Genomic DNA, 17,508 nt, shown 5'->3' with positions numbered 1-17,508 from the left:
CCAAGCCTCCTAAACACTATAGATAAGATTCTGTTGCTACAAGAAGCAATTGTGACTCACCATCATTGGCATTAAATATTTGGTGATTGCTTGAAGCTTCATAATAGATTGAATTTCCTTCACTGGCGATGTATTCTTCTTCCCCTAAAACAACTCGAATCCGACCCTTTAATACATAAATAAATGTTTCAGCTAGAGAAGGTTCGAATTGTTTATATTCGCCACCCTTTTGAAATGTGATAATGACCGGTTCCATTTCTTTATCATTGGAAGTCGGTATAAGCCATTTGATTTCATATTTTTTTTCATCATCTATATAAGAGGTTTGGTCTTCCTCGCTGTAAACCACTTTTTGTTCTTCAAAATCATCATCAAAAAATTCTTTAGGGGTGGAACCTAATACTTCTAAAATGGTAAAAAGCGTGTCGATGGAAGGGGAGTTTAAATCGCGTTCAAGTTGTGAAATGTAACCCTTAGTTAAGTCCGTTCTTTCTCCGAGCTCTTCTTGAGTTAACCCTTTCTTAATGCGCAATGCTTTAATTTTCTTTCCGATTTGCATAGATAAAACTCCTCTTTTTCGACAAGTAGTTTATTTTTTCTAAACTTTTTGTAAGAAAGTTTACTTTTACAAAACTTTTAGTTTACAATTACAGATAATGATTATACCTAATTTTAATTGGAATGCAACAATTTTTTATAAATTTTTCATATTTATATAAAGAAAAAATGCAATATTTTTTTAACTTTTCAGTAAGATATTAGGAAGCGTTGTACCCAAAATAATTGAAAATACGGAATGCATTTGTTAACGTAAAAAAAGGAAAGTATTACCTTCATTTTGGCGGTTAGGGGGAATCTCACATGGCAGAATGTTTAGTGAATAAACAGGCTCCGTTATTTGAATTGAATGCAGTAATGCCGGATAAGACCTTTGGAAAAGTTGCTTTGGAAGATATCATGAATGAAGGGAAATGGACTGTTCTATTTTTTTATCCAATGGATTTTACTTTTGTATGTCCCACGGAAATTACAGCATTGAGCGATCGCTATGATGAGTTTGAAGAATTAAATGCAGTAGTAATCGGTGTGTCGACAGATTCAATATATACTCATTTAGCATGGATCAATACAGAGCGGACGAAAAATGGTATTGGACAACTAAATTACCCTTTAGCTTCGGATCACAATCACGAAGTTTCAAGGAAGTTTGGTGTTTTAATAGAAGAGGAAGGGGTAGCGCTTCGCGGATTATTTATTATTAGTCCAGATGGTGAGATTCAATATCAAGTCATACATCACAATAATATTGGTCGGGATGTTGATGAAGTATTGCGCGTATTACAGGCTCTTCAAACGGGCGGGTTATGCCCAGCCAATTGGCGCCCTGGTCAATCTACATTATGATTTTACAGAGGCATGGGAGATATATTTAAGGGGGAAAGTTGATGAAATTGCGTTCACCATTACCAGAATTGGATGGTGCAACAATATGGATTAATGGGAAAGTGCGAAGAGAAGAATTATTAGGGGAAAGACTCACGTTAATCCACTTTTGGTCAGTCAGCTGCTATTTATGCAAAGAAGCTATGCCCGATTTTAATCGATTTCGTGAAAAGTATAAAGATTACTTGAGTGTCGTAGCAGTGCATATGCCTCGTTCAAAAGAAGATACGGATATTGAAACAATTAAACAAGTAGCGGATAAGTTAAATATAACACAGCCTATATTTGTAGATAATGATTTAGTATTATCGGATTTATTTAAAAATGAATATGTGCCTTCCTATTATTTGTTTGACCGCTCCGGTTTTTTGAGGCACTATCAAGCTGGTGGAAAAGGAATGAAAATGTTAGAACAGCGGGTAAACAGGATTATAGAGGAAAAATAAAAGGTAAAGTTGTCTGAAGGTAAGAAAACTCTTCAGACAGCTTTTTTTGTATCATGATTGTTTCAAAAGAGTTGTTTTTTGGAAAGAAAAGCTTCATCAAGGCTTCATGAAATATATCACTTATTATGTCATCGCCCGATTGACGAAGCGGTTAATATCCACTACAGCTCCGATGACAAGCAATATATCGCCTAATAATATTTTTTCATCGGCACTAGGAGAAATGATGATTTGTTCGCCTCGTTTAATCCCGATAATGTTAATTCCGTAATTCGCACGAATATCTAAATCTTTAATAGAATATCCAGCAATGCGATGGTTTGATTTAATTTCCATAATGGAGTGCTCATCGGATAATTCTAAATAATCAAGGACATTGGACGACATTATGTTATTGGCAATGCGAATACCCATGTCCCGTTCTGGGTGTACGATTAAATCCGCCCCTATTTTTTGTAATACTTTTGCATGATAATCGTTTTGCGCTTTTACAGTAACTTGGGGTACACCTAATTCTTTTATAATTAATGTCGTGAGTATACTTGCTTGAATATCGTCTCCAATTGCCACAATCACATGTTCAAAGTTTTGGATACCGAGTGATTTTAATGCTTCCTCATCTGTGGAATCTGCAATAACCGCATGGGTAGCAATTTTAGAAAATTCTTCCACTCGATCAGATGAAGAATCAATTGCCATCACATCTGCTCCAAGTCGAACTAATTCCCGGCAGATACTTCCTCCAAATCGTCCCAACCCAATAACTACAAATTCTTTTCTCATTTGTTACCTCCGTACATGCATCGATGACATTATTTTAGCTTACTATTTCGAAATCCACAAATAGAGGGAAAGGTTATTTTTTAGTTGTTTCCATATGGTTTACTTCGTGAATCGTATACGTTTATAATAAGCAAACCAAACACCATTATCACAAGTGAAGGCTTTAAAGCTTTTTCCTCGTTCTCAATGATTTCAAGTCTACTTTCTTCATTTATTTAATCGAATAGAAGTAATGGATTCCATTGATCTGAGATAATAGTCAATCGATTAAAAAGTTTGCGATAGGAGAAATTAGCCAAACTTCCGAAGATAATAGTCATTCACAAGAGCATAATAGTCAAAGTAGTGAACATAATAGCCAATCGATAAAAATAGCCGCAAGCGATGGGCTATAATAGTCAAATTTCAGAAGATATTAGCCATACGCAAGAGGATAATAGTCAAAGGAACGAACATAATAGCCAAGCGATAAAAAAAGCCGGGAGCAGAGAGGGATAATAGTCAAATTTCAGAAGATATTAGTCACACGCCAGAGGATAATAGTCAAAGGAGCGAACATAATAGCCAAGCGATAAAAAACAATCATGAATTTTCATTCACAACCCTGGCATGAAAATGGATATTTCTTTCCCATAATGTAGATAACACAAACAGTTAACAATACGTAGGCTTTTATGGTGGATGATACCCTGAATAAAAAACTGTTTGAGTGGATTTGGTGAACAACCCATTGTTAGCTCATTCATTTGGAATGATGACTACGTACAGAAAAATGCTTATATTTCAAATTCACTCGCTGTTTGTGAATCTACTTTATGGGAGGGATTATATTGGATGTACTGATGACACGTTGTGCAGGATTAGATGTACATGCTGAAACAATTGTTGCTTGTGTCATGATTGGCGAACAGGACGATGAATTATTCATTGAAACAGAAACTTTCCCCACTTTAACAAAGGATCTCTTTCGTTTACTAAAGTGGTTGGAAAACCATGGCATTACGCACATTGCGATGGAGAGTACTGGAGTTTATTGGAAACCTGTTTATAACATTTTGGAGGATTACTTTGATATTACATTAGCGAATGCTCAAAGAATCAAGAATGTCCCTGGAAGAAAAACAGATGTTTCGGATGCAGAGTGGATTGCGAAGTTATTGCGTTATGGACTGATTGAAAAAAGTTTTGTTCCACCAGAAGATATACGAAACCTTCGTGATTTAACTCGGCTTCGTAAAAAATGGATCGGCCATTTGACTTCAGAAAAAAATAGGATTCTGAAAGTATTAGAATGCTCAAATGTTAAACTAAATTCAGTTATTTCAGATGTGTTTGGTGTTTCTGGAAGAAAACTTCTATCCAAATTAATTCAAAATGGATATGTTGATTCCATTGATGTAGAAAATAGTATTCACGGAAGAATGAAGCACAAAAAACAAATGATTACAGACTCTTTATTCGGTACTTTAAACGATCATCAAATCTTTCTAATCAAACAATCTTGGCAACACATCGTTTATTTAGAATCATTAATCAGCCAAATCGAGGAAAGAATAGATGAAATTCTGAAGAATTATAAAGAAGAAGTGGAGTTATTACTAACGATTCCGGGTATTAAAAAGGATTCCGCAGCAATTATTATTGCAGAGATTGGGGTGAACATGGAACAATTTCCTACCTCTCAACACTTAGCGTCTTGGGCCGGAGTTGCTCCAGGAAATCATGAAAGTGCAGGAAAACGAAAGTCAACTAAAACGACTAAAGGGAATCCTCATATCAAAACTGTACTGTGCGAAGTAGCATGGGCAATCTCTAGAAGTAGGAATCGTTGGTTAGCTGCTAAATATTGGTCGATTGCTGCAAGAAGAGGAAAGAAAAAAGCACTCGTTGCCATATCGCATCGAATGCTTCGAATCATTTACTCCATGCTAATTAATAAGGAGCCTTATAAAGAACCTTTAATTAATTAGTATAACCAAAGAAGAATAAGTTTAAACAAAGTTACCTTCCATTAGGTAGCTCTGCTTTCTTATTGTCTTTTTTAGGTTATTTATATATTACCCTCAATAGATTGAAGCTATTCATGGGCTAAGTGGAATTAAATTATTTTCACAGAAAAAGCCGAGAGCAAAGGGAGATAATAGCCAAACTTCCGCAGATAATAGTCATTCACGAGAGAATAATAGTCAAAGGAACGAACATAATAGCCAATCGATAAAAAAGCCGCAATCGATGGGAGATAATAGTCAAATTTCAGAAGATATTAGCCATACGCAAAAGCATAATAGTCAAAATAGCTGACATAATAGTCAATTAATAAAGAAAGAAGGAAGCGAGTTAGCAATATATAAAATTGAATGACAACATGAATCGAAGAAATAAGGCTGTCTAGAAGGTTAATTTTTCTAGACAGCCTCAGATTTTTATACTTCCATAATGATTGGTAAAATCATTGGTCTACGTTTAGTTTTTTCAAATAAATATGGAGATAAAATATCTGTTATCTCATTTTTTAATTCTGTCCATTGAGATTTTTCTTGAATCATTTCTGCTAAATGATCTGCAAGCATTTTCTGTGCTTCGCTAATTAGTGTAGCAGATTCACGCATATAAACAAAACCTCTAGAAATAATATCAGGACCTGCTACAATTTTTTGTTGTTTCATATCTACGCTAACAACAACAATGACTAATCCTTCTTCGGAAAGAATTCGGCGATCGCGCAACACGATATTTCCGATATCACCAATTCCGCTTCCATCAATGTAAACATCGCCTGAAGGGATGCGTCCTGCAACGTAAGCTTCGTTTGAGCTGAGTGCAAGTACATCTCCATTTTCCATTACAAATGTATTTTCAGCCGGTACATCGCAATCAATAGCAAGTTTCGTATGCATTTTTAACATGCGATATTCACCGTGAATTGGCATGAAGAATTTTGGCTTCATTAAGCGAAGCATTAATTTTTGTTCTTCTTGGGAACCGTGACCTGAAGTATGAATATTGTTAATAGATCCATGAATGACTTCTGCACCAGCACGGTATAATAAGTTAATAATTTTATTGACGCTAATCGTATTGCCAGGAATAGGCGAAGAGGAGAATACAACTGTATCTCCTGGCTGAATTTGAATTTGACGGTGAGTACCATTAGCAATTCGCGATAAAGCCGCCATTGGTTCGCCTTGAGAGCCTGTACACAAAATCATTACTTCATTTGCTGGTAGGCGATTGATTGTTTGAGCGTCAACGAACGTTTCTTTTGGTGCAGTAATGTATCCTAATTCTCGACCGATGGAAATAGCATTATCCATCGATCGTCCGAAAACTGCAATTTTTCTTCCATATTGAGCAGCTGCATCTGTTACTTGTTGAAGTCGATGGATATTGGAAGCGAACGTTGCAAAAATAATACGTCCTTCAACTTTACGGAAAATATCGTGGATGCTTTCACCAACTTTTCGTTCTGACATTGTAAAGTTAGGTACTTCTGCGTTTGTGCTGTCCGATAATAAACAAAGCACGCCATCGCGTCCGATTTCTGCCATTTTCGTTAAGTTGGCTGGTTCACCCACTGGTGTAAAATCAAATTTAAAGTCACCAGTATGAACGATATTTCCAGGCGGTGTTTTTACAACGATTCCAAATGCATCTGGAATACTATGTGTTGTTCTAAAGAAACTAACAGATGTTTTTCGGAATTTAATGACATCATCTTCTTTAATTTCAATCAGTTTCGTTTGACGTAGTAAACCGTGTTCTTCTAATTTATTGCGCAAAAGCCCAAGGGCAAGTTTTCCACCGTACACAGGTACATTTACTTGGCGCAATAAATACGGTATTCCACCGATATGGTCTTCATGGCCATGAGTTATAAATAGGCCTTTAATTTTATCGGCATTACGTACTAAATAAGTATAGTCAGGAATTACATAATCGATTCCTAGCAAATCATCTTCAGGGAATTTAATCCCTGCATCGATGATAATAATTTCATCTTGAAATTGTACTCCATAAGTATTTTTGCCGATTTCGCCCAGTCCGCCAAGAGCAAAAACGGCAGTTTGATCATTTTTTACAAATTTCATATAGATTATGCATTCTCCAAACGGAAATTCGGGCTATTTTTTTCATATTCTAAATAATTGCCCTCAAGTAATTGGATATATTCAATCAAAATGTGGCGATCTTTTAAATATTCGCGGACTTCTCGTTCTGAATTAGCTTCTAGATAGAGGCTTTTCGTATTTTCGCGAACTGGTACTTCATCTGGATTTTCTTGATAATACACTTTGTAAATCATCTTTTCTCTCCCTCTTTAACCGAACATTTTTTGCATTTATTATTTTTCCACTTTTTACGAATATAATCAATTGGTATTTATTATATTAACGCAAATGGTTTATATCTTCACAACCATCTGCATGAAGTGGCCTATTAGTTAAAGTGACAAAATTTATTAAGAAATATTCATTATATACCAAAATTTCAAATTTGTAACATGGCGAAATAAAATGCATTTCCTTTATATTATCATGTGAATCTTTTAAAATAAAGAAAAGCCCTCCGTTTTTGAAGGGCTTAAGCGATTGATTTTTTACCGAGGATGCCATTAAGACGCTTCAAAAGTTTCTTTTTGAGTCTTTTTAACATGGCACATCACTCCTTAGTTTAAAGTATAAGGTAGAATTATATATATGTAAAGTATTTTTCATTTACATATAAATATGCATTAGAAGGGTTAGTGACAATGAAGAAGGTTCTGTTTTTTGATGTAGATGGTACACTTTATAATAGTAAGAAAAGATTGCCTCCATCTGCGAAGGATGCAATTTATCAAGCAAAGAGGAACGGTTATGAAATTGCCATTGCTACAGGTCGAGCTCCTTTTATGATTCAATCGATTTTAAAAGAGTTAGAGATTGATACTTTTATAACTTTTAATGGACAATATGTTGTTTATAAAAATGAAGTGATTTTTACAGATAGTGTTCCACAAGACGATTTAACGGAAATCATTGAATTCGGATCTATGCGCAATCATCCTGTTGTATTTATTGATGACGAAAAAATGATTGCTACAACAGAAGGAAACAAAAAAATCGAACAAAGTTTACTATCGTTACGCTACCCGTATCCCGAAATTAATCCTCATTTTTATAAAGAAAATGCTGTCTATCAAACACTTATTTTTATGGAAGAAGAAGAGGAAGCGATTTATCACGAAACATTTTCAAATGTTAAATTTGTTCGCTGGCATCCGTACTCTTGCGATATCCTTCCAAAAGACGGTTCAAAAGCGAGAGGGATTAAAAAAGTATTGGAAAAAATGAATATTCCCATTGAAAATGCCATTGCTTTTGGTGATGGATTAAACGACATTGAAATGCTTCAAGCAGTTGGTGTAGGGGTAGCAATGGGTAATGCCAAAGAACAAGTAAAAGAAGTAGCTGATGTTGTAGGTGAACATGTTGACAATGATGGGCTTGCGAAAGTGATGAAAAAATTAGAAATCATCTAATCTATTTATATGCATGATGACTTTTCGAAGTCTCGGCATTTGTCTCATACAAGTAGAAACCCCAAAAGCACTGAAGACAAAATTGGTGCTTTTAGGGTTTTCTTTTTTATGCTTATTAACCTTCAAAAGGAAAAGCATCTGGAATAGGAGCAAATGGATCTTCTTTATTAATATGATCATAAAACATAATCCCGTTTAAATGGTCCAATTCGTGTTGAAAACATATCGCTGGAAGACCTTTTAAACGCATTTTTTTCTCTTCGCCATCAACAGTGAAGAATTTTACCGTAATCCGTGCATATCGAGGAACATACCCAGGAACATTGCGGTCAACGGATAAGCAGCCCTCACCATTAGGTAAGTACGTTTTTTCTACAGAGTGGCTGACGATTTTTGGGTTGATTGCGACAAAGCTGAGTGTTTCTCCATTTTCTTCTTCAATATGAAGGGCAAACATTCTTTTTAAACAATTTACTTGGTTTGCTGCAAGCCCTATTCCAGAACGCAATTCATATTTTTCTGCTATTTCCGGGTCTTGGCTATTTTTTAAAAACTGCAACATATCCTCTGCTAATTTACGCTCTTCATCTGATAACGGGAATTTCATCTCTTCTGCTTTCGTTCTTAAAGCAGGGTGACCTTCACGGACAATATCTTTCATTAAAATCATATTTTACTTCCTTTCAATTTCTCTATCAAAATGAAGGTTTTTCTATTTAAAAATACCATATGTCAATTTCTTTTTCTAATAGATGTTTCAATGAATATTATATGTCATTTATAGGCGATAATGAATTTCGTACAACGGATTATTTTATGAGCATATCATATTAATTTTGTCAAAAAATTAAACTGTTATAATACAAGTTTATTTTGTGGTATAACAGAATGTTTTTGTGATAAATTCAAATAACTAGCATAATTTTGAATTGAAAAGAAAAAACAACGATTGACCGATTGTATTATGGTAATATATACTGTAGTAAATTGAAGGTTGTATCAATTTTCGGGTTATAAAAAATGATACAGATAAAGGAGAGGTGTTTTATGAGTGGGAAAGTTTTTGATCCAAAAGGTGTATTACAAGATGTTGAAAGCAAATTTGAAATGTTTCAAATTTTAAATGAAAACGGAGAAGTTGTGAACCCAGAGTATGAACCAAAATTGTCTGATGAAGAATTGGTAGAACTGATGACTCGCATGGTTTACACAAGAGTTTTAGACCAGCGTTCTATTTCTCTAAATCGACAAGGACGACTTGGATTCTATGCGCCAACTGCAGGACAAGAAGCTTCCCAATTAGCTTCCCACTTTGCATTGGAAAAAGATGACTGGATTTTACCAGGTTACAGAGATGTTCCTCAAATCGTTTGGCATGGCTTACCGTTATGGAAAGCATTCTTATTTAGCCGTGGACATTTCATTGGAAACCAAATTCCTGAAGGTGTAAATATTTTACCTCCTCAAATTATTATTGGTGCCCAATACATTCAAGCAGCTGGGGTTGCTTTAGGAATTAAGAAGCGCGGCGGAAAGAATGTAGCAGTAACATATACAGGTGACGGTGGTTCATCTCAAGGTGACTTCTATGAAGGTATCAACTTTGCAGGGGCATACAAAGCGCCAGCAATCTTCTTTATTCAAAATAACCAATATGCGATTTCTACTCCTCGTGACATACAAACAGCTGCAAAAACACTTGCACAAAAAGGAATTGCAGCAGGTATTCCATGTGTTCAAGTAGATGGAATGGATCCATTAGCTGTTTATGTAGCAACAAAAGATGCACGTGAGCGTGCTGTAGCTGGTGAAGGTCCGACATTAATTGAAACAATTTGTTACCGTTACGGACCGCATACAATGTCAGGGGACGATCCAACGCGTTATCGTACAGAAGATATTGATAATGAATGGGCGAAAAAAGACCCAATTGTACGTTTCCGTAAATATTTAGAAGGCAAAGGACTCTGGTCTGAAGAGAAAGAAACAGAAGTGATTGAAAGAGCGAAAGAAGAAATTAAAGAAGCTATTAAATTAGCGGACCAAGCTCCAAAACAAACAGTAACTGACTTAATCTCCATCATGCATGAGGAGCTGCCTTTCAATCTAAAAGAACAATACGAAATCTATAAAGCAAAGGAGTCGAAGTAACCTATGGCACAAATGACGATGATTCAAGCGATTACTGATGCTTTACGCACAGAATTGAAAAATGATGAAAATGTGTTAGTGTTCGGGGAAGACGTCGGTGTAAACGGCGGGGTATTCCGAGCAACTGAAGGTTTACAAAAGGAATTTGGAGTGGATCGGGTATTCGATACTCCTCTTGCTGAATCAGGAATCGGTGGTCTTGCAATCGGTTTAGCTTTACAAGGATTTCGTCCAGTTCCGGAAATTCAATTCTTCGGTTTCGTATATGAAGTAATGGATTCCATTAGCGGACAAATTGCTCGTTATCGTTTCCGCACTGGCGGTACGTTTAATATGCCAATTACGATTCGCTCGCCATTTGGGGGCGGTGTACACACGCCTGAAATGCACTCTGATAGTTTAGAAGGATTAATGGCTCAACAACCGGGCTTAAAAGTTGTGATTCCTTCAACGCCATATGATGCGAAAGGGTTGTTAATTTCAGCTATTCGCGATAATGATCCGGTTATCTTTTTAGAGCATCTAAAACTATATCGTTCATTCCGTCAAGAAGTGCCTGAAGAAGCTTATACAATTCCAATTGGTAAAGCAGATGTAAAACGAGAAGGAAAAGATTTATCCATTTTCGCTTACGGATTAATGGTGCATGAAAGCTTAAAAGCTGCAGAAGAATTAGAGAAAGAAGGATACTCTGTAGAAGTAGTGGACCTTCGCACAGTGCAACCACTTGATATTGACACAATCATTGCTTCTGTAGAAAAAACAAATCGTGCAATTGTTGTTCAAGAAGCACAAAAGCAAGCTGGAATCGCGGCAAATGTCGTTTCGGAAATCATGGAAAGAGCGGTATTAAGTTTAGAAGCTCCGGTACTTCGAGTGGCAGCACCAGATACAATTTATCCGTTCCCGCAAGCTGAAAATGTTTGGTTACCTAATTACAAAGACATTATCGAAACAGCGAAAAAAGTTTTAACATTCTAATTGATGAAAGGGTGGACGTAATGGCGTTTGAATTTCGTATGCCAGATATCGGCGAAGGAATCCACGAAGGTGAAATCGTAAAATGGTTTGTGAAACCAGGTGATGAGGTAAATGAGGACGATATTTTATGTGAGATTCAAAACGATAAAGCAGTAGTGGAAATTCCTTCTCCTGTTGCAGGTAAAGTAGAAGAAATTTTAGTCGATGAAGGCAGTGTAGCTGTCGTTGGAGATGTGCTCATTCGCTTAGATGCACCAGGTTATGAAAACATGCAATTTAAAGGTGATGCGCACGTTGAGGAAGATTCATCTAAAACTGAAGCGCAAGTTCAAGCGACAGCAGAAGATGGAAAAGTAGAAGATACGAAACAACAGGAAACAAAGGAAGTACCACTATCTTCTGAAATTGAAGTTGCTAAACGTGTAATCGCGATGCCTTCCGTTCGCAAGTTTGCTAGAGAGAACGGTGTTGATATTCAATTAGTGGAAGGTACAGGGAAAAACGGTCGTATCTTAAAAGAGGATATCATTCGTTATATGGAAGGCGGGCAAACTGTTCAAGAAGCGCCGAAAGTTGTGGAAGAAAAACAAGAAGCGGTTGCAGAAATTCCACAAATTCCTGTGTTGGAAGGTGAATTCCCAGAGACGAGAGAAAAAATATCTGGAATTCGCAAAGCGATTGCAAAAGCAATGGTTCATTCCAAACAAACGGCTCCTCATGTAACTTTAATGGACGAAGTAGATGTTTCGAATTTAGTCGCTCATCGCAAAAAATTCAAAGATGTTGCGGCTGAAAAAGGCGTCAAGTTAACATATTTACCTTATGTGGTAAAAGCGTTAGTGGCAATGTTGAGAGAATTCCCAGAATTTAATCGTTCATTTGACGATGCAACACAAGAAATTATTCAAAAACATTATTATAATGTTGGAATTGCTGCCGATACTGAACGTGGGTTGCTTGTTCCAGTTATCAAACATGCGGACAGAAAATCAATTTTTACAATTGCGTCCGAAATCAATGATTTAGCAACAAAAGCGCGTGAAGGAAAACTTGCTCCAAACGAGATGAAAGGCGGCTCAATGTCCATCACAAATATAGGCTCTGCTGGAGGCCAATGGTTCACACCAGTGATTAATCATCCAGAAATAGCAATTTTAGGACTTGGAAGAATTTCAGAAAAGCCTATAATAAAAGAAGGTGAAATTATAGCAGCACCTATGTTAGCATTATCATTGAGCTTTGATCATCGTATGATCGATGGAGCTTTAGCTCAAAATGCTTTAAATTATTTGAAGCGTTTACTAAGTGATCCTGAACTTTTATTAATGGAGGCGTAACAAATGGTAGTAGGAGATTTTCCAATCGAAATCGACACTCTTGTAGTTGGAGCAGGTCCTGGTGGATATGTTGCAGCAATTCGTGCAGCACAAACTGGACAAAAAGTAACAGTTGTTGAAAAAAATGAAGTGGGCGGAGTATGCTTAAACGTTGGATGTATTCCATCAAAAGCGTTAATTTCAGTTGCTCACCGCTACGAACAAGCAAAACATTCAGATGATATGGGTGTTATTACTTCTGATGTAAAACTTGATTTTGAAAAAGTGCAAGCTTTCAAAGACAGCGTAGTAAAAAAACTTACAGGTGGAGTAGCTGGTCTATTAAAAGGAAATAAAATTGATGTTGTAAAAGGTGAAGCTTATTTCGTTGATGCAAATACTGTTCGCGTTGTAAATGGCGACCAAGCTCAAACTTATAAATTTAAAAATGCAATTATTGCAACAGGTTCTCGTCCTGTGGAAATCCCAACATTCAAATATTCTGATCGTGTAATTAACTCTACTGGTGCGTTAAACTTAAAAGAATTACCTAAAAAATTAGTTGTAATCGGTGGAGGATACATCGGTACAGAATTAGGAACAGCATATGCAAACTTTGGTACTGAAGTAACAATCCTTGAAGGTGCAAGCGACATCTTAGCAGGATTTGAGAAACAAATGACTCAAATCGTGAAAAAAGGTCTGAAGAAAAAAGGTGTTACAATTGAAGTGAACGCCCTTGCTAAAGGTGTAGAAGAAACTAAAGATGGCGTAATTGTAACTTATGAAGTAAACGGCGAAGAGAAGAAAGTTGAAGCAGATTACGTACTTGTAACAGTTGGACGCAGACCAAATACAGATGAACTTGGTCTTGAACAAATCGGTATTGAGTTCGGCGAAAGAGGATTAATTAAAGTTGATAAACAATGCCGTACAAATATTCCAAATATCTATGCAATTGGTGATATTGTTCCTGGTCCACAACTTGCTCACAAAGCTTCTTATGAAGGAAAAGTTGCTGCTGAAGCAATTGCAGGACATAAATCTGTAGTTGACTACTTAGCAATTCCAGCTGTTTGCTTCACAGACCCAGAAATGGCATCTGTTGGATATAGCGAAGAGCAAGCGAAAGCTGAAGGTATCGAAGTAACTGTTGCGAAATTCCCATTCGCAGCAAACGGTCGTGCATTAGCATTAAATCAAACAGAAGGTTTTGTGAAACTTGTTGCACGTAAAGAAGATGGCCTTATCATCGGTGGACAAATTGTAGGTGCTGGTGCTTCTGACATGATTTCTGAAATCTGCCTAGCAATCGAAGGCGGTATGACAGCTGAAGACATCGCTCTTACAATTCACCCGCATCCAACTTTAGGCGAAATCACAATGGAAACTGCGGAAGTATTACTTGGCAACCCAATCCACATTATTTCAAAATAATCACTAGTTTAGAGCCCTTGTAACTCATTACAAGGGCTTTTTTTATTTTGAAGCTTCTCGTTCTATGCTGGCAAATATCTGGTCGAATTGATAGGAAATGATGAATTGATTCTCTAGCTCGTAAAATGATGAATTTTCAGCATTGAAAAAATGAGATTGCACAAAATAAAAATAAATAATTAACCATCAAAGATAGGTGAATGACCATTGAATGGGATTCTTCGATTTGTGCTAAGGAATAAACTAGCTGTCTGGTTACTAACATTCATTTTCTTAGGTACAGGAATATACTCTACATCTAAAATGAATATGGAGACTATTCCTGATATATCAATTCCAGTTATTACGGTTACGACAGTGTATCCTGGAGCAACTCCAAAACAGGTGATGGAAGAAATTTCAGAACCTTTGGAGAAAGTTGTTGCAAACTTAGAAGGAGTTCTAAATGTATACTCTAATTCCTATGCCAATTTATCAAATGTGCAAATTGAATTTGAGTATGGTATTGACCTTGTTAATGCCGAACGGGAAATCAAGTCAGCCATTGAACAAATAAAACTTCCAGATCATGCAGAGGAGCCAAATATTACACGAGTAACAATTAATGCATTTCCAATATTGGCTTTTAGTATTTCAAGTGAAACAGAAGATATTGCAGAACTTACAACGACGGTAGAAGAAATTGTCGCACCAAAATTTGAAGGAATTGATGGTGTGGCGTCTGTTTCGATTTCAGGTCAACATGTAAATGAAATTGAGTTACATTTTAATGAAGAGAAAATGGCTTCTCTTGGGATAACAGAGGAAAATGTAAAACAAATGATTCAATCGAGCAACGTCCGAGTGCCTCTTGGATTATTTCCGTTTCAGGATGAAGAGCAATCAATCGTAATTGATGGTAAAGTGACGACAATTGAAGGATTAAAGAATATAGTTATACCAATTACCCCTTCCCAGATTTACCCTTATCCTTTTGTTACGTTAGGTGAAATTGCAACTATTCATTTTGTTGGGAAAGTGGAGTCTGTATCAAGAACGAATGGTAGAGAGGCAATCACTTTACAAATTGTTAAAGCGCAAGATGCCAATACGCTGGAAGTCGTTAAGGAAGCGAAAGCGTTAGCGAATGAATTAACGTCATCCGTTCAAGGGTTAATCATTGATGTTACTTTAGACCAAGGTGCACCAATTGAACAGTCTGTCAGAACCATGTTAAATAAAGCCTTTATTGGCGCAGTGGTAGCAATTGTTGTCATTTTATTCTTCTTAAGAGATATCAAATCAACATTGATTTCTGTAATTTCCATACCATTATCTTTATTGATTGCTTTTATGATTTTGTATTCTCTAGATATTACGTTAAATATGATGACATTAGGTGCGATGACGATAGCAATTGGGAGGGTTATTGATGACTCGATTGTGGTCGTTGAAAATATTTACAGAAGGCTCCATTTAAGAAACGAACCTTTATATGGACGAGCATTAATAAGCTCTGCAACGATTGAAATGTTTAAACCAATATTATCTTCTACATTGGTTACCATTGCAGTATTTTTACCACTAGTATTTGTTGGAGGGATGATTGGGGAATTATTTCTCCCATTTGCACTGACAATAACCTTTGCATTGCTCGCATCTTTGCTTGTAGCAATTACCGTGGTACCAGCATTTTCACATTCACTTTTTAAGAAAAAATTATATAAGGAAAATAGAGTTACAGGGCATCGATCCACCAAAAGCATGTTGGCAAAATATTATAGGAAATTTTTAAATTGGACATTAAATCATAAACTGATTACTTCATTTGTTGCTTTTTTATTACTTGTTGGAAGCTTATGTTTAATTCCTATTCTCGGCTTTAGTTTTTTGCCAACAGAAGAACAAAAAATGCTTTATATCACCTATACACCAGAGCCGGGTGAAACGGAAGATACGATATTACAAAATGTGTCTGAAGTAGAACAGGAAATGATGGCAAGAGAAGATGTGGAGGTTGTTCAACTTTCCATCGGTTCAAGCGATAATATGATGATGGGTATGGGCAGCAATAATGGAGCTTTAATGTTCTTAATTTTTAATGAAGAAACAGAAAACTTTGATGAAGTGACAAAAGAGATCGAAAATTACTTAGCCAATTTAGATCATTCTGGTAAATGGAAAAATCAAAATTTCAATATGTCCGTCTCGAATAACGAATTAAGTTATACAGTTTACGGCAACGATCAAGTTGATTTAGAAGAAGCTGTTATGCAAATAGAAGATATAATGCAGGATTCAAAGTATGTAAAAGATGTTTCGACAAGTCTGGCGGAACGATTTGATGAATATACATTGAAAGTAAATCAACAAACCCTCTTGCAATATCACTTATCAGCTGCACAAATCGCTTATTTATTAAATCCTCATATGCCGGAACAAGTATTAACAACGATTGAAAAAGATGGAGAAGACGTCAATGTTATTATTCGCAAAGATAAAATCATACCACAAAACTTTGAAGCGTTGTTGCAAACTCCACTCTCTACTCCAACAGGAAGTGTTGTGACAATTGGAGATATAGTTGAAGTGAAAAAAGGAACGGTTGCCAATACAGTTTCGCGAAGTAAAGGGAAATTTTATGCAACAGTTTCTGGTACGATTACAAGTAAGGACATTACGAAAGCTTCTACGGAAGTGGAAGAAAGGCTTGAGAAATTAAAATTACCAAAAGGCGTTGAGATTGAAGCTGCAGGAGTAACAAAAGATATGGAAGAAGCTTTTGTGAAACTTGGTCTTGCATGTCTTGCGGCAGTGGCGATTGTTTATTTTATATTAGTAGTAACGTTCAGCGAAGGGCTCGCTCCATTTGCCATTTTATTTTCTTTACCTTTTACCGTGATAGGAGCCTTAGGATTGCTATGGATTTTTGATGAAACGATATCCGTTTCAGTGATGATGGGACTTCTTATGTTAATCGGAATTGTTGTAACGAATGCGATTGTTTTAGTGGACCGCATCGTTCATATGGAATATGACGGAATGAAGATGCGAGAAGCAATATTAGAGGCGGGTAGCACTCGATTAAGACCGATATTGATGACGGCTATTGCAACAATGGGGGCATTAATTCCGCTTATATTTGAGGAAGAAGGAAGCGGTTTAATTTCAAAAGGATTAGCCATTACCGTAATCGGTGGTTTATTTAGTTCAACAGTTCTCACTTTATTTATCGTTCCAATTGTATACGAATCATTATCAAGACTTTTTGGAAAAAATCGAAGAGCGATTCGGCTAGATTAAATGAAAAAGCTGTACGAAAGCCAATATACAATGTCTTTCGTACAGCTTTTCTGTTTATCCATATAATGAGGAGGAAACGTATTGTGGGGAAACTCGCACAAGATTATATGCTAACCACACAAGCTTGAAGGTTATCCGCACGAGATGT

Annotated in this window: 14 protein-coding genes; 9 read left to right on the top strand and 5 right to left on the bottom strand. The window is 36.3% G+C overall.

Going from position 1 to position 17,508, the window contains the following annotated elements; all coding sequences use genetic code 11:
- Nucleotides 1-16: 16 nt before the first annotated feature.
- On the bottom strand, nucleotides 17-559 hold the full coding sequence (locus NSQ18_RS03370) for an XRE family transcriptional regulator (protein WP_016838282.1): 543 nt from the start codon (nucleotides 557-559) through the stop codon (nucleotides 17-19).
- 302 nt (nucleotides 560-861) lie between these two features.
- Between NSQ18_RS03370 and NSQ18_RS03365 the strand changes: the two genes are divergently transcribed.
- Together NSQ18_RS03365 and NSQ18_RS03360 are read left to right on the top strand one after the other, a co-directional pair.
- Nucleotides 862-1,404, top strand: coding sequence for a peroxiredoxin (locus NSQ18_RS03365; RefSeq protein WP_016838283.1), 543 nt, complete (start codon nucleotides 862-864; stop codon nucleotides 1,402-1,404).
- A gap of 41 nt (nucleotides 1,405-1,445) precedes the next feature.
- Nucleotides 1,446-1,889 (top strand): TlpA disulfide reductase family protein, encoded by a 444-nt coding sequence (locus tag NSQ18_RS03360; RefSeq protein ID WP_339288955.1) that lies wholly within the window; start codon nucleotides 1,446-1,448, stop codon nucleotides 1,887-1,889.
- 123 nt (nucleotides 1,890-2,012) lie between these two features.
- Here NSQ18_RS03360 and NSQ18_RS03355 read toward each other — a convergent pair whose 3' ends face one another.
- Complete coding sequence (locus tag NSQ18_RS03355) at nucleotides 2,013-2,672, bottom strand: TrkA family potassium uptake protein (RefSeq protein WP_016838285.1); 660 nt, start codon at nucleotides 2,670-2,672, stop codon at nucleotides 2,013-2,015.
- An 830-nt stretch (nucleotides 2,673-3,502) separates the two neighbouring features.
- On the opposite strand from NSQ18_RS03355, the gene NSQ18_RS03350 reads away from it, so the two are divergent.
- A complete protein-coding gene (locus NSQ18_RS03350; protein WP_096549889.1) occupies nucleotides 3,503-4,642 on the top strand; it encodes an IS110 family transposase in 1,140 nt (379 codons plus the stop codon).
- A 453-nt stretch (nucleotides 4,643-5,095) separates the two neighbouring features.
- On the opposite strand, the gene rnjA is transcribed toward NSQ18_RS03350, so the two are convergent.
- Both rnjA and NSQ18_RS03340 read right to left on the bottom strand, forming a co-directional pair.
- Nucleotides 5,096-6,760, bottom strand: coding sequence for a ribonuclease J1 (rnjA, locus tag NSQ18_RS03345; protein ID WP_016838287.1), 1,665 nt, complete (start codon nucleotides 6,758-6,760; stop codon nucleotides 5,096-5,098).
- 5 nt (nucleotides 6,761-6,765) lie between these two features.
- A complete protein-coding gene (locus tag NSQ18_RS03340; protein WP_016838289.1) occupies nucleotides 6,766-6,975 on the bottom strand; it encodes a DNA-directed RNA polymerase subunit epsilon in 210 nt (69 codons plus the stop codon).
- A gap of 447 nt (nucleotides 6,976-7,422) precedes the next feature.
- Here NSQ18_RS03340 and NSQ18_RS03335 point away from each other — a divergent pair, with 447 nt between their 5' ends.
- On the top strand, nucleotides 7,423-8,193 hold the full coding sequence (locus NSQ18_RS03335) for a Cof-type HAD-IIB family hydrolase (RefSeq protein ID WP_016838291.1): 771 nt from the start codon (nucleotides 7,423-7,425) through the stop codon (nucleotides 8,191-8,193).
- Between the two features lie 115 nt (nucleotides 8,194-8,308).
- Here NSQ18_RS03335 and def read toward each other — a convergent pair whose 3' ends face one another.
- Nucleotides 8,309-8,863 carry a peptide deformylase gene (def, locus tag NSQ18_RS03330; RefSeq protein WP_016838293.1) on the bottom strand — a complete coding sequence of 185 codons (555 nt, stop codon included), beginning with the start codon at nucleotides 8,861-8,863 and terminating at the stop codon, nucleotides 8,309-8,311.
- A 377-nt stretch (nucleotides 8,864-9,240) separates the two neighbouring features.
- On the opposite strand from def, the gene pdhA reads away from it, so the two are divergent.
- The 5 genes from pdhA (at nucleotide 9,241) to NSQ18_RS03305 (ending at nucleotide 17,360) form a co-directional block, all read left to right on the top strand.
- On the top strand, nucleotides 9,241-10,344 hold the full coding sequence (gene pdhA, locus NSQ18_RS03325) for a pyruvate dehydrogenase (acetyl-transferring) E1 component subunit alpha (protein ID WP_016838295.1): 1,104 nt from the start codon (nucleotides 9,241-9,243) through the stop codon (nucleotides 10,342-10,344).
- Between the two features lie 3 nt (nucleotides 10,345-10,347).
- A complete protein-coding gene (locus NSQ18_RS03320) occupies nucleotides 10,348-11,325 on the top strand; it encodes an alpha-ketoacid dehydrogenase subunit beta (RefSeq protein ID WP_016838296.1) in 978 nt (325 codons plus the stop codon).
- Nucleotides 11,326-11,345: 20 nt separating this feature from the next.
- Nucleotides 11,346-12,662: a dihydrolipoamide acetyltransferase family protein gene (locus NSQ18_RS03315; RefSeq protein ID WP_096550558.1), complete on the top strand. Its 1,317-nt coding sequence runs from the start codon at nucleotides 11,346-11,348 to the stop codon at nucleotides 12,660-12,662.
- Between the two features lie 3 nt (nucleotides 12,663-12,665).
- The gene (lpdA, locus tag NSQ18_RS03310) at nucleotides 12,666-14,078 is read left to right on the top strand and encodes a dihydrolipoyl dehydrogenase (protein ID WP_016838298.1); all 1,413 of its coding nucleotides are present in this window, start codon (nucleotides 12,666-12,668) and stop codon (nucleotides 14,076-14,078) included.
- 228 nt (nucleotides 14,079-14,306) lie between these two features.
- A complete protein-coding gene (locus NSQ18_RS03305; RefSeq protein ID WP_339289589.1) occupies nucleotides 14,307-17,360 on the top strand; it encodes an efflux RND transporter permease subunit in 3,054 nt (1,017 codons plus the stop codon).
- Nucleotides 17,361-17,508: the final 148 nt, after the last annotated feature.

Source organism: Ureibacillus sp. FSL K6-0786, assembly GCF_037965165.1.
GTDB lineage: Bacteria > Bacillota > Bacilli > Bacillales_A > Planococcaceae > Ureibacillus > Ureibacillus thermosphaericus.
Note: the sequence above shows the minus strand (reverse complement) of the source record. Positions and strands in the feature narration are given on the sequence as shown.